11 protein-coding genes are annotated in these 13,898 nt (G+C 60.8%); 9 read left to right on the top strand and 2 right to left on the bottom strand.

Annotated features, from left to right (window positions below; translation table 11 throughout):
* Positions 1-19: 19 nt before the first annotated feature.
* The 9 genes from J5Y06_RS06025 (at position 20) to J5Y06_RS05985 (ending at position 11,461) form a co-directional block, all read left to right on the top strand.
* A complete protein-coding gene (locus J5Y06_RS06025; protein WP_209334119.1) occupies positions 20-1,255 on the top strand; it encodes a putative DNA modification/repair radical SAM protein in 1,236 nt (411 codons plus the stop codon).
* An 11-nt stretch (positions 1,256-1,266) separates the two neighbouring features.
* Positions 1,267-2,751: a UdgX family uracil-DNA binding protein gene (locus J5Y06_RS06020; protein ID WP_209334118.1), complete on the top strand. Its 1,485-nt coding sequence runs from the start codon at positions 1,267-1,269 to the stop codon at positions 2,749-2,751.
* Between the two features lie 138 nt (positions 2,752-2,889).
* Positions 2,890-3,378: a DNA starvation/stationary phase protection protein Dps gene (gene dps, locus J5Y06_RS06015; protein WP_209334117.1), complete on the top strand. Its 489-nt coding sequence runs from the start codon at positions 2,890-2,892 to the stop codon at positions 3,376-3,378.
* A 427-nt stretch (positions 3,379-3,805) separates the two neighbouring features.
* Positions 3,806-5,395, top strand: a complete 1,590-nt coding sequence (locus tag J5Y06_RS06010) for an ABC transporter substrate-binding protein (RefSeq protein WP_209334116.1) — start codon at positions 3,806-3,808, stop codon at positions 5,393-5,395.
* A gap of 16 nt (positions 5,396-5,411) precedes the next feature.
* The gene (locus J5Y06_RS06005; protein ID WP_209334115.1) at positions 5,412-6,371 is read left to right on the top strand and encodes an ABC transporter permease; all 960 of its coding nucleotides are present in this window, start codon (positions 5,412-5,414) and stop codon (positions 6,369-6,371) included.
* On the top strand, positions 6,368-7,189 hold the full coding sequence (locus tag J5Y06_RS06000) for an ABC transporter permease (RefSeq protein ID WP_209334114.1): 822 nt from the start codon (positions 6,368-6,370) through the stop codon (positions 7,187-7,189). The genes J5Y06_RS06005 and J5Y06_RS06000 overlap by 4 nt, the downstream gene beginning before the upstream one ends.
* Entirely contained in the window at positions 7,189-8,853 is a 1,665-nt protein-coding gene (locus J5Y06_RS05995; protein ID WP_209334113.1) for an ABC transporter ATP-binding protein, read from the top strand. The genes J5Y06_RS06000 and J5Y06_RS05995 overlap by 1 nt, the downstream gene beginning before the upstream one ends.
* Positions 8,854-8,965: 112 nt before the next feature.
* Positions 8,966-10,555 (top strand): ABC transporter substrate-binding protein, encoded by a 1,590-nt coding sequence (locus J5Y06_RS05990; protein WP_209334112.1) that lies wholly within the window; start codon positions 8,966-8,968, stop codon positions 10,553-10,555.
* A 66-nt stretch (positions 10,556-10,621) separates the two neighbouring features.
* Entirely contained in the window at positions 10,622-11,461 is an 840-nt protein-coding gene (locus J5Y06_RS05985) for an alkaline phosphatase family protein (protein ID WP_209334111.1), read from the top strand.
* A gap of 57 nt (positions 11,462-11,518) precedes the next feature.
* Here the strand turns inward: J5Y06_RS05985 and J5Y06_RS05980 are convergent, their stop codons facing one another.
* Both J5Y06_RS05980 and J5Y06_RS05975 read right to left on the bottom strand, forming a co-directional pair.
* Positions 11,519-12,547, bottom strand: coding sequence for a class I fructose-bisphosphate aldolase (locus J5Y06_RS05980; RefSeq protein ID WP_209334110.1), 1,029 nt, complete (start codon positions 12,545-12,547; stop codon positions 11,519-11,521).
* Between the two features lie 123 nt (positions 12,548-12,670).
* Positions 12,671-13,867: a phosphoglycerate kinase gene (locus J5Y06_RS05975; RefSeq protein WP_209334109.1), complete on the bottom strand. Its 1,197-nt coding sequence runs from the start codon at positions 13,865-13,867 to the stop codon at positions 12,671-12,673.
* Positions 13,868-13,898: the final 31 nt, after the last annotated feature.

Genomic DNA, 13,898 nt, shown 5'->3' with positions numbered 1-13,898 from the left:
GAGAACATATAATGAACGGATGGCCGTTCTTTCCACACGCGAAAAGCTCGCAATCCTATCCGACGCCGCAAAATATGACGCCTCCTGCGCATCCTCGGGGGCAGCCAAGCGCAATTCGCTGAAGTCTGGCGGCATCGGTTCGACGGAGGGCTCCGGCATCTGCCATGCCTATGCACCGGATGGCCGCTGTATTTCGCTCCTAAAAATTTTGCTGACGAACTTCTGCATCTACGACTGCTCGTATTGCATCAATCGATCGTCTTCGAACACGAAGCGGGCGCGCTTCACGATCGATGAAGTCGTTCAACTCACGCTGAACTTTTACAAGCGCAACTACATCGAAGGCCTGTTTCTGTCATCGGGCGTGATCCGTTCGCCGGATGAAACGATGGGCGAGATGGTTGAGATCGCGCGGCGCCTGCGTGAGGACCACAAGTTCGGTGGGTATATTCACCTCAAGACCATTCCAGAGTGCGCGCCCGAACTGCTGGAAGCAGCGGGTCGCTATGCGGATCGCCTGTCGATCAACGTCGAACTGCCAACCGACGAGGGCGTGAAGCGTTTGGCGCCGGAAAAGCGGCCCGAAACAATTCGTCTTTCCATGGCGAACCTGCGCGCCAAGATGGAAGAAAGATCGGAGCCGACACTGCGAACCAAACGGCGCGAGCGTTTCGCACCGGGTGGACAATCGACGCAGATGATTGTTGGCGCAGATGCCACCACCGATGCCACGATCCTCAAGACCAGCGCGCGTCTTTACGGCTCATACCACCTGCGTCGCATCTATTTTTCTGCCTTCAGTCCGATCCCCGATTCATCATCGGCTCTGCCGTCGATGCGACCGCCGTTGATGCGAGAGCATCGGCTCTACCAAGCCGATTGGCTCATGCGCTTTTATGGCTTCGACCAAAACGAGATCGTGGCCAGTCAGCCAAACGGCATGCTTGATCTGCAGGTCGATCCAAAGCTTGCCTGGGCTTTGGCCAACCGCGCTCAGTTTCCCGTGGATGTAAACCGCGCTCCGCGAGAAACCCTGTGGCGGGTGCCGGGCCTCGGCACGAAGGCCGTGAAAAAGATCCTGGAAGTGCGGCGGCATCGGCGGCTGCGGCTGGAAGATGTTGGCCGCCTTTGCGCCTCCATCGCCAAGGTTCGCCCTTTTATCGTCGCGGAAGGGTGGTCGCCCGGAGGTCAAACGGATGCGGAGCATTTGCGCGCGAAACTCGTTCCTCAACCTCAGCAACTGAGTCTTTTCTGACGAGAAGAGCGATGGCGGGTTCCGCGCAACCTTACCGGCACATGCAGGCGATGGAAGTTCTGCTGGAAGGTGAAACGGATTTCGCCGGCTGGCGCGATGCGGCCCGGCGTCTGGCGCTCAACAACGTGGCGCCCGAGACGGTAACCTGGTCCACCGGTCGGGATGGCGATCTGTTCGGCTCGCGCGATCCTCTGCCCGAAATTCCCGCCGGCGCGACAATGAACGTGCCCCGCGACTTCATCGACCTTGCCGAACTCGTCACGTGCCATTCGGAACCGCAACGCTTTGCCCTCCTCTACCGCATTCTCTCGCGCTTGCGCAGCGAGCCGGACCTTCTGAAGATCGCATCGGACACGGATGTGATCCGCTTGAACGAACTGGCCAAGGCAGTGCGCCGTGACATCCACAAGATGCGGGCTTTCGTGCGCTTCCGGAAAATCGAAGAAGCTGACGGCGAGCGCTATGTCTCCTGGTTCGAGCCGCAGCATTACATCGTGGAACGCAACGCTGCCTTTTTTGTGCGCCGCTTCACCGGCATGCGCTGGACGATTCTGACGCCCTATCTGTCGGCTGACTGGGATGGAGAGGATCTCCGCTTTGGGCCCGGTGCCAATCGCAGCGCGGCTCCGAGCGACGATGATCTAGAAGCGCTTTGGAAGACCTATTACGCCAACATCTTCAACCCTGCCCGGCTGAAGGTGAAGGCAATGCAGGCCGAGATGCCGAAGAAATATTGGCGGAACCTGCCGGAGGCCGCGCTCATTCCTGATCTGATCGCAGGCGCCGACAAGTCCGCGCAGGAGATGATAGCCAGGATGCCGACAATCCCAGCCCCTCATCATGAGACGGTGCGCGCCAAGCACTGGTCGAACAAGCCGGAAGCCGAGTCCGGCGACGGCGCAGACGCCTCCTCGATCGCTGAGCTCCGTGACGCTGCAAAAGCCTGCCGCCGCTGTCCGCTTTGGGCGGATGCCACGCAAACCGTGTTTGGCGAAGGTCCGGAAGACGCCAGGATTGTTTTTGTCGGCGAACAGCCTGGCGATCAGGAGGATCTGGCGGGCAAGCCGTTTGTCGGGCCCGCCGGGAAAGTGTTCGACGGCGTTTTAGAGGAAGCTGGCGTTGACCGCTCGATCACCTATGTCACCAACGGCGTGAAACACTTCAAGTTCGAGCCGCGCGGCAAGCGCCGCATCCATTCCAAGCCGAATGCGGGCGAGATCAGTGCTTGCCGATGGTGGCTCGATCATGAGCTAGCGCTGATCAAGCCGGATCTTGCAGTCGCCATGGGTGCCACAGCGGCGCAATCCCTGCTCGGCAAGTCTATTGCCGTGACCAAGATGCGCGGTCAGGTGGTGACGCGCGACGATGGTTTGCGCGTTTTCCTGACGATCCACCCGTCCTTCATCCTGCGCATCCCGGATCCCAGCGACAAGGAAGCCGAGCGTGAGCGCTTCGTGGCCGATATGCGTGCGGTCAAGCAGCTGATGGCCGCCTGACCGTCGGCGTTTCATGAACGACGCCGCGCGCGTTCAAGGCGAGCCAATCACCTTGCGCAGGGCTGCCATTCCACGCTACTTTGGAACAGTTCTAAACTGAAGCCGTTCGTGTTGATTGCATTTCAATGGAGACGATCCATGACCACCCATTCCACCCGCATCGATCTCGCTTCCAACACGAAGCAGGTCGCAATGGAACTCTTGAACGCCAGGGTTGCCGACGCTATCGACTTGGCCTTGATCACCAAGCAGGCCCATTGGAACCTTAAGGGACCGCAGTTCATCGCCGTTCATGAACTTCTGGATCAGTTCCGCAAGGACATAGACGTGCATGTCGACACCATGGCGGAACGCGTTGTCCAGCTCGGCGGCACCGCCCTCGGGACCAAGGAAACCGTTAGCGAGAAAAGCCAGCTGAAGCCCTATCCGACCGATATCTACCAGGTGAAGGATCACCTGCACGCGCTGATTGACCGTTATGGCGATACGGCGAATGCCGTTCGCAAGTCGATCGACGAAGCGGAAGAAGCAGGCGATGCCGACACCGCTGACATTTTCACGGCCTTCTCGCGCGTGCTCGACAAGAATCTTTGGTTCCTCGAAGCCCACGTGCAGGAACCGGCCTGAGCATCATTGTCAGCCAACAAGCAGAGGGGCCGCGAGGCCCCTTTTTTGTACACGCCTGGCTTTAGCGGCGGGTAAGCGGTTGCAAAACCGGGCGTGAAGGGACTATTCCCGGTCAGGGGGTTGAGCAGCATGAAAGTGAAGCCATCGGGGGGTTCCGGCGTGGTTCCACGATAAAGCGACATGCGAATCGTCGGCAAAGGCCGCCGGCTGAATCGGCCACATCATTGGCTTTACACGCATTTTCGGGATCGCCATCGTTTTGAAACGCATCTGAACGGCAGCAGTTTCAGACCAAACGCGACACAACATTTACGCCACTTGATGTCGCAACCGGTCCAATGGCGATCGGCCATTCAACTGCAATATCGTTGTTAATGATGATCGGTACACCGATCCAAACAAACACCAACAGAGTGAGGAACATCAAATGTCAAACGAACTGGATTTTCTCAGCCGCTATGCCGTTCTGGGCAAGATGAGCCGGCGCGACTTCCTTGGCCGTGCCGCTGCTCTCGGCGCCACTGCCGCTTTTGCAAACAGCCTTCTGGTTTCGGCCGCCCGCGCCCAGGGTCCTGTGAAGGGCGGCATCCTGCGCGCCGGCATGCAGGGTGGCGAATCCACCAACAGCCTCGACCCCGCTTTGAATCTGAGCCAGGTGCCGTTCAACTTCTGCAAGCAATGGGGTGAATTCCTGGTCCGACTGAACCGCGACGGTTCCTTGCAGAACCGGATCGCCGAGGAGATCGGTTCTTCGGCCGACGCCAAGACCTGGACCATGAAGATCCGCGACGGCATTGAGTTCCACAACGGCAAGACCGTCACGGCTGAGGACGTTGCGGCGACGCTCGAGCGCCATGCCGACGAGAAGTCGCAGTCCGGCGCCCATGGCATCCTCACGGGCATCGATACGATCAAGGTCGACGGCAAGAACGTCGTTGTCACCTTGAAGGAGCCAGATGCCGATTTCCCCTACCTGATGGCGGATTATCACCTCGTGATCCAGCCAAACGGCGGCAAGGACAATCCAGCTGAGGGCGTGAGCGCAGGGCCCTACACGGTGGCCATCAACGAACCCGGCGTCCGTTACGGCGGCCAGCGCTTCGCCAACTTCTGGGGTGGCGACGAGATGGGCCACGCCGACCAGATCGAGATCATCGTCATCAACGACGCGACGGCCCGCACGGCTGCCTTGCAAAGCGGTCAGGTGCATCTGATCAACCGCGTCGAGCCAAAGATCGTCGACCTGGTGAAGCGGGTGCCTGGCGTCACGATTCAGAACGTTTCGGGCCGCGGCTTCTACCCGTTCAACATGTTCTGCGACACCGCACCCTTCGACAACAACGATCTGCGCATGGCGCTCAAGCTTGCTGTCAACCGCGAAGAAATGCTGCAAACCATCCTGCGCGGCTACGGCACCGTGGGCAACGACATCCCGATCAATTCGGCCTACCCGCTGTTTCCCGACGACATCGAGCAGCGCGTTTTTGATCCTGAGGAGGCTGCGTCCTATTACAAGAAGTCCGGTCACAGCGGTCCCATCCTGCTTCGCACCTCCGACGTCGCCTTCCCAGGCGCCGTCGACGCGGCCCAGCTTTACCAGCAAAGCTGCGCACAGGCCGGCATCACGATCGACGTGCGCCGCGAACCCGGCGACGGCTACTGGTCGGAAGTGTGGAACAAGCAGCCGTTCTCCCTGTCCTACTGGGGTGGTCGCTCGACGCAGAACCAGATGTACTCCACGGCATACGAATCGAACGCTGAGTGGAACGACACGCGGTTCAAGCGCCCCGAGTTCGATGCCATGCTGCTGAAGGCCAAGGCCGAGCTGGATGAGGCAAAGCGCAAGGCCATCTATCGCGACATGGCCATCATGATGCGCGATGAAGGCGGCCTGATCGTGCCGTTCTTCAACGACTTCATCGATGCCACTGGCAAGGCGGTGGGTGGTTACGACCCTCACCCAGCGGCCGAACTCATGGACGGTTACGCACTCGCAGAGTGCTGGGTCGCGGCTTAAGCCGGGACATGAGGGGATGGGGTCACCTTTAGTCAAGCTTATTGCCCAGCGCGTTGCGCTGGGCTTCCTCCTGCTTTTCGCCGTGTCGGTTCTGATCTTTGCCGGAACCCAGATCTTGCCCGGCGATGTGGCACAATCAATTCTCGGCCAATCGGCAACGCCTCAGGCGGTCGCCAACCTGCGCGAGCAACTCGGTCTCAACCAGCCGGCATATGTCCGGTATTTCGATTGGCTCGGCGGCATCCTGACCGGCGACCTAGGTACGGCGCTGACGACGCGTCAGGACATTGCCACCACGCTCTTGCCGCGCCTTTGGAACACGCTGTTCCTGGCGTTCTGGGCCGCCGTTGTGGCCGTGCCTTTGGCGATCCTGCTCGGTTTGCTTGCGGTGCGCTACCGCAACGGTCCGGTCGACAAGGCAATCTCGGGCTTCGCGCTGGCATCGACCTCGGTGCCGGAGTTCTTTGTCGGTTACCTGCTCGTGTATTTCTTTGCCGTGAAATGGCAGTGGTTTCCGCCGATCTCCACCGTTTATGACTCCATGCCGTTCTGGCAAAAGCTGCAGGCCATCGCCTTGCCCGCTGCTGCCCTGACGCTGGTTGTTCTGGCGCACATGATGCGCATGACGCGCGCGGCCATCCTCAACGTGATGCAGTCCGCTTATATCGAAACGGCCGAGCTCAAGGGATTGCGGCCGCTCGACATCATCCGGCGTCACGCCTTTCCGAACGCCATCGCCCCTATCGTCAACGTGGTGATGCTGAACCTCGCATACCTCGTGGTTGGGGTGGTCGTGGTGGAGGTCATCTTCGTTTATCCCGGCATGGGGCAATATCTCGTCGACCACGTCGCCAAGCGCGATGTTCCCGTCGTGCAAGCCGTCGGCCTGATCTTCGCCGCCGTTTACATCACGCTGAACATCGTAGCCGATATCGCCGCCATTGCTGCCAATCCGCGCCTGAGGCATCCGAAATGAGCTTCCGAAGCATTCCAATCGGAGCCGCCATCGGCCTCCTTCTCACCTTCCTGTTCCTTGCTGCAGCGATCTTCGCGCCGTGGCTTGCGCCGTTCGGCAAGGCACAGATCGTGGGAGATGTTTGGGCGCCGATGTCCTCCACCCACTGGCTCGGCACGGACAACATCGGCCGAGATCTTCTTTCCCGCATCATCTTCGGGGCCAGGACGACGATCTTCATCGCGGTTCTTGCGACCATGCTGTCGTTCACCCTTGGTGCAGTTCTGGGCTTCACCGCGGCGGTGGTCGGCGGCTGGTTCGACATGGTGATGTCGCGGCTCGTTGATCTCCTGATGGCCATCCCCACCCTGATCTTCGGGCTCGTGGTGCTTTCCGTGCTTCCAACCACGATTGTTACCCTGATCCTGGTTATGGGTATCCTGGACTCCACCCGCGTTTATCGTCTGGCGAGAGCCGTCGCGGTCGACATCAACGTGATGGACTTCGTGGAAGCGGCCCGCCTGCGTGGCGAAGGAACCGTGTGGGTGATCTTTCGCGAAATCCTGCCAAACGCGCTGTCGCCGCTGATTTCCGAACTTGGCCTTCGCTTCATCTATGCCGTGTTGTTCTTGTCGGCGCTGTCATTCCTTGGCCTGGGCGTTCAGCCGCCTGAGGCCGACTGGGGCGGCATGGTCAAGGAAAACAAGGACGGGATCGTCTTTGGTATCGGCGCAGCCTTGATCCCTGCGGCCGCCATCGCGGCCCTGGCGATCTCCGTCAACCTGGTCGCCGACTGGGTTCTGAACCGGACCACGAGCCTGAAGGGAGGCCGCGGCTGATGGCAAGAACACCAACGAAGGGGCGCAAGGACGGCCCGCTTCTCGACATCCGCAACCTGCGCATCGAGGCGACCGTCTACCCTCCCGGCGAGCAACCGCGCAATGTCGTGCTTGTGGACGACGTTTCGCTCAAACTCGAACGGGGCAAGGTGCTGGGCCTGATCGGAGAGTCGGGCGCGGGAAAAAGCACCATCGGCCTGTCTTCCATGGGCTTTGGGCGTGGCGGTGTGAGGATCACCGGCGGAGAAATCCTGCTGAACGGCCGCGACATTCGAAAGGGCAACACGGGCGACGTGCGGCGCTTGCGCGGCAAGGAAGTCTGCTATGTCGCGCAATCGGCCGCGGCCGCCTTCAACCCCGCCCACAAGCTGATGGACCAGGTGGTGGAAGCCTCGGTGGAGCATCGCGTGTCATCGCGCGCCGAGGCTGAAAAACGGGCCGTGGAGTTCTTCCGCAAGCTCAGCCTTCCTTCACCCGAAACCATTGGCGATCGCTATCCGCACCAGGTTTCGGGCGGTCAGTTGCAGCGGGTCATGACCGCCATGGCGCTGTGCTCCGAGCCTGACCTGATCGTCTTTGACGAGCCGACCACCGCGCTTGATGTCACCACTCAGATCGATGTTCTTGCGGCGATCAAGGAGGCCATTCGCGACACGCATGTGGCCGCCCTCTACATCACGCATGATCTTGCGGTGGTGGCGCAGGTTTCCGACGAGATCATGGTGCTGCGCCACGGCAAGCTGGTGGAATGGGGCGGCACGCAGCAGATCATCAAGGAGCCGCGTCAGGAATACACCAACGCGCTGGTGTCCGTGCACCACATCGAGCACCAGGAGCATGCGCCGGGAAATAAGCCGCTCCTGTCGGTGAAGAACGTCACGGCGTCTTACGGCAACAGCGCGATCAAGGTTCTGAAGGACGTTTCGGTCGACATCTACCCGGGCCAAACACTCGCGGTGGTCGGCGAGTCCGGTTCCGGCAAATCAACGCTGGCTCGCGCCATCACCGGCCTCTTGCCGCCTGAATCCGGCTCCGTGGCCTTCGAAGATCGCACCTTGGCCAATCGGCTGGCCGATCGGCCGCGCGCTGATCTGCGCGAATTGCAGATGATCTACCAGATGGCGGACGTTGCGATGAACCCGCGCCAAACGGTGGCCACCATCATCGGCCGCCCGCTCGAATTCTACTTCAAGATGCGGGGGCGCGAACGCGATCAGCGCGTGGCCGAACTGCTCGAAAAGATCGAGATGGGCAAGGGTTTCGCCGATCGCTACCCGGCAGAACTGTCGGGCGGTCAGAAGCAGCGCGTGTGCATCGCCCGCGCTCTTGCTGCCAAACCGAAGCTCATCATCTGCGACGAGGTCACCAGCGCGCTCGACCCGCTTGTGGCGAATGGCATCCTCAAGCTGTTGCTCGGCCTGCAAAAGGAAGAAGACGTCGCCTACCTTTTCATCACGCACGATCTCGCGACGGTGAAGTCGATCGCGGATTCCATTGCGGTGATGTATCGCGGCGAAGTCGTGCGCTACGGGCCGAAGAGCCAGGTACTGTCGCCACCGTTCGACGACTATACCGACCTTCTCCTGCGCTCGGTGCCGGAAATGGAGATCGGCTGGCTGGAAAAGGCGATCCAGGGTCGCAAGATGGTCGGCGCTGGCAACTGATCCGGTGCCAGAACTAAGATCCGGCGCTTCGAAGGAGGAATTTCGCCTCGGATCATAAGAATGTCATGCGAAGCCGCGAAGGGATGTGAATCACATCACGAGGAGCACCCGCATGACATCCGAACTAGATCATCTGAGCCGCAGCGTTCTGCGCGGCGCACTGTCCCGCCGGGACTTCCTTGGTCGTGCCGCCGCACTCGGCCTCACGGCCGCCACTGCCAATTCGCTGCTCTCGGGCGCCGCTTTCGCTCAAACGCCGCAGCGCGGCGGTCTTCTTCGCGCCGGCCTGCAGGGCGGCAATTCCACCGACAGCCTGGATCCCGCACTGAACCAGAGCTCCGTGCCATTCAACTTCTGCAAGCAGTGGGGCGAGTTTCTCGTTCGTCTTACCCGCGACGGCGGCTTGGAAAACCGGATCGCCGAGGAGATCGGATCCACAGACGGTGCCAAGACGTGGACCATCAAGGTGCGCGACGGAATCGAGTTCCACAACGGCAAGACGGTGACTGCCGAAGATGTGGCCGCGACGATCGAGCGCCATGCCAACGAAAAGTCCCAGTCAGGCGCTGCCGGCATCCTGATCGGCATCACGGGCGTGCGCGTCAGCGGCAAGGAAGTCATCGTGGAGCTTTCCTCCCCCGATGCCGACTTCCCTTACCTGATGGCTGACTACCATCTCCTGATCCAGCCTAACGGCGGCAAGGACGATCCAAATGCGGGGATCGGCGCCGGCCCCTACAAGGTGACCGTGAACGAGCCGGGCATCCGTCACGGTGGGGAGCGCTTTGCCAACTTCTGGGACGCGGAGAATATGGGCTTCGCTGACCAGGTCGAGATCATCGTGATCAACGACGCGACCGCACGCAATGCCGCGCTGCAAAGCGGGCAGGTCCAGATGATCAACCGCCTCGATCCGAAGACGGTGAGCCTCATCAAGCGCCTTCAGGGTGTCACCATCCAGAACGTCGCCGGACGCGGCTATTATCCTTTCAACATGTTCTGCGACACGGCACCGTTCGACAACAACGACCTGCGTATGGCGCTGAAGCTCGCCATGAACCGCCAGCAACTGCTCGACACGGTTCTGATGGGCTTCGGCTCGCTCGGCAACGATTTCCCGATCAACTCCGCTTACCCGCTGTTTCCCGAGGGCATCGAACAACGGGCCTTTGATCCGGAAAAGGCAGGCGAGTTCTACAAGAAGTCGGGCCACAGCGGGTCGATCCTGCTGCGCACGTCGGAAGTGGCCTTCCCGGGCGCAATCGATGCAGCACAGCTTTACCAGCAAAGCGCTGCTGAAGCCGGTATCACCATCGATATCCGCCGCGAGCCGGGCGACGGCTACTGGTCGCAGGTTTGGAACGTGCAGCCGTTCCATATGTCTTATTGGGGTGGTCGCTCCACGCAGGCGCAGATGTACGCCACCGGCTATGCCTCCGATGCGGACTGGAACGACACGCGCTTCAAGAACCCGCAATTTGACCAGATGCTGCAAACGGCGAAGGGCGAACTGGACGAGGAAAAGCGTAAGGCGATCTATCGCGACATGGCGATGCTGATCCGCGATGAAGGCGGCCTGATCGTGCCGTTCTTCAGCGAGTTCATCGATGCCTCCGGCCCGAAATGCGGCGGCTACGAGAAGCACAGCCAGGCAGAAATGATGGATGGTTACGCTCTCGCCGAGTGCTGGCTCACCGCCTGATCTTGGCTTATTGAAGAAAGCGGCGGGCCTAGTCCGCCGCTTTTTTGCTGTCCGGGAACACGCGCCATGGCTCTTTCTTCCAAGCTCCTCCTGATCATTCTCGACGGGCTCCCCTGGCGCAACTGGAAGCCCTTCATGGGCAATCTGGAAGGCTGGGTCCGGTCGGGCGATGCGCAGAAATGGCGCATGCGCTCCGTCGTTCCGTCAATCTCCGGGCCTTGCTACGCGTCGATCCACACTGGCGTGCCGCCGCAGGTGCATGGAGTTCTGTCCAACTCAATTCGCCACCGCGTGACGCAACCGGACATCTTTTCCGAAGTGTCAAAAGCTGGGGGCAAGACGGGCGCCGTGACCCATTCCTACTGGTCGGAGTTCTTTCGTTCCTACCCCTTCGATCTCCTGGAAGACCTTGAATATGACGAGCCATCCGGCCCAATCAATTATGGCCGTTTTCATTCCATGACCGGCTACAATCTGCGCAATCAGATGACGCCGAGCGACATGGACCTTTTCGCCACGCTCACCATGCTGACCAAGCGCTTCGGCATCGACTACGGCATCCTGCACACCTGCACGCTGGACTCCATGGGCCACCGCTATGGCCACGACTGCCACGAGATGGACGAGGCGCTCGCCATGATGGATGTGATGCTGGCAGCCTTTCTGCCGAAGTGGCGCGATGCGGGCTTCGAAGTGATCGTGACCGCTGACCACGGACAAACCAACCGAGGCCATCACGGCGGACACGACGACGAGATGCAGGACTTCGCGCTTTACTACTTTGGCTCAGGCAAGGGCCCCTCGCCCGACACGCTGCTCGACCAGCTTCAACTGGCGCCAACGGTCCTCACCCGGCTTGGCGTGGCCGTGCCGGACACGATGAAGGCCAAGCCCTTCTTGAGGTGAGGCGAAACAAAAAGGCCGCCCCAAGAGCGGCCTTCTTCCATTCGTCGAGCAGGAAGCTCAGGCCGCCTTCTCGAGGTCCGTCTTCCAGGTGCCGGCTGCAGCCATAGAGTTCATGCGGGCACGGTGCGCAAATGCGCGCTGGCCGGCCGCCACGTTCTCGGTCTTGCCGCCCCACGCCTTCAGCGCAGCGGCTTGCAGCGCACGGCCATACGAGAAGGTCAGCTTCCATGGCATGTCGTAGGCGGAGTTCATCGCCGACAGATGCGCCGTGGCTTCCTCGTCCGATTGGCCGCCGGACAGGAACGCGATGCCCGGCACGGAAGCCGGTACGGTTGCCTTCAAGCAGCGAACCGTCTTTTCGGCCACCTCCTCGACGCTTGCCTTGCGGGCATTCTTGCCATCGATCACCATGTTCGGCTTCAGGATCATGCCCTCGAGCGAAACCCGGGCGTCGTACAGCTCGGTGAAGACCGTCTTCAGCACCCATTCGGTGACGTCGTAGCAGCGGTCGATCGAGTGATCGCCCGGCTTGCCGTCCATGAGAACTTCCGGCTCCACGATCGGCACGATGCCGGCTTCCTGGCACAGCGCTGCGTAGCGAGCCAGTGCCTGCGCGTTCTGCTTCACCGCACCCCAAGTCGGCAGACCGTCAGAAATCGCGATCACACCCCGCCATTTCGCAAAGCGAGCGCCGAGCCCGTAGTATTCCTGAAGGCGTTCGCGCAGGCCATCCAGGCCCTCGGTGATGCTTTCGCCCGGAAAGTTCGGCAGGTCTTTTGCGCCCGCATCGACCTTGATGCCAGGGATCGACCCGGCGGCCTTGATCAGTTCGGCGAGAGGTGTGCCGTCGACGGCCTTCTGGCGCAGGGTTTCGTCATACAGGATGACGCCCGAGATATAGTTCTTCATCGCGTCATCGGCGCGGAAAAGCATCTCGCGGTAATCGCGCCGCGTGTCGGCGGTCGACTCGACCTGAATGCTATCGAAGCGCTTCTTGATGGTGCCCGAGCTCTCGTCTGCAGCGAGGATGCCCTTGCCGTCCGCAACCATCGCCACTGCGATATCTTCAAGCCGTTCGGTGGTCATGATGCTCTCCTGATGGTCCTTGTCGCGGCCATAACAGACAGATAGCGGGAGGGGAACATCTTCTAAGTCATTGAACCGATTGAAACTTTCCTAAATCGGTTTAGCCCGTAGGCTGAGCCGGGATCAGGTCTGCTTCAGGACCTGCACGCCTGGCAACTCCTTGCCTTCCATCCACTCCAGGAATGCGCCGCCAGCGGTGGACACATAGGTGAACTGATCTTCGACCCCGGCATGGTTCAAGGCCGACACGGTATCGCCGCCGCCGGCAACGGAGACAAGTCCACCATCGGTTGTACGCGCCGCCGCGTGCTTGGCTGCTGCCACAGTTGCCTTGTCAAACGGCGCGATCTCAAAGGCGCCGAGCGGTCCGTTCCAGACCACCGTGGCTGCCTTGTCGATCCACCCTGCAATGGCGCCCACTGTTTGCGGACCGACATCGAGGATCATCGCGTCCGATGGCACTGCATCCACAGATACGACCTGGTTCTCTGCATTCGCCTTGAACTCGCGCGCCACAACCGCATCCGTCGGGAGAACGATCGCACATTCGCTCTGCTCGGCTGCCTTCAAGATGGAGCGGGCCGTTTCGGCCAAATCGTGCTCGCAAAGCGACTTGCCGACGTCGATCCCCTGCGCCGCAAGGAAGGTGTTGGCCATGCCGCCGCCGATCACAAGCGCATCCACCTTGCCGACGAGGTTCTGCAGGAGGTCGATCTTCGTGGAAACCTTTGCGCCACCGACAATGGCGACCACCGGCCGCTTGGGGTTGCCGAGGCCTTTTTCCAGCGCATCGAGTTCCGCTTGCATGGTCCGCCCGGCATAGGCAGGCAGCAGATGGGCCAGCCCTTCCGTGGACGCATGCGCACGATGCGCCGCCGAGAACGCGTCATTCACAAAAATGTCGCCGCTTCTCGCGAGCGCCTTTGCGAATTCAGGATCGTTCTTTTCTTCCCCGTTGTGGAAGCGGGTGTTCTCGAACAAAAGGATGTCGCCGCCCTGGATGGCGGCGGCGGAGGCTTCCGCCACATCGCCGATGCAGTCGGGCACAAAGGCAACCGGTCGTCCGAAGATGCCGGCAGCAACTTCTGCCACCGGCTTCAAGGAATTCGTTTCGTCGGGCCCGTTCTTGGGGCGTCCGAAATGCGCCAGCAGGATGATCCGTGCTCCCTTGTCAGCGAGTTCGGTGATCGTCGGCTTGATCCGCTCGATGCGGGTCGTGTCGGAGATCTTTCCGTCCTGCACGGGAACGTTGAGGTCGACACGCACAAGAACGCGCTTGTTGCTGACATCAACATCATCCAGCGTCCGGAAAGCTGCCATGATCGTCTAACTCCCTGTTTCGGCCGCGCGA

The sequence above is a fragment of the Tianweitania sediminis genome (assembly GCF_017813335.1).
GTDB classification, from domain to species: domain Bacteria; phylum Pseudomonadota; class Alphaproteobacteria; order Rhizobiales; family Rhizobiaceae; genus Tianweitania; species Tianweitania sediminis.
The sequence above is the reverse complement of the archived record's forward strand: the minus strand, read 5'-3'. Positions and strand labels throughout refer to the sequence as shown.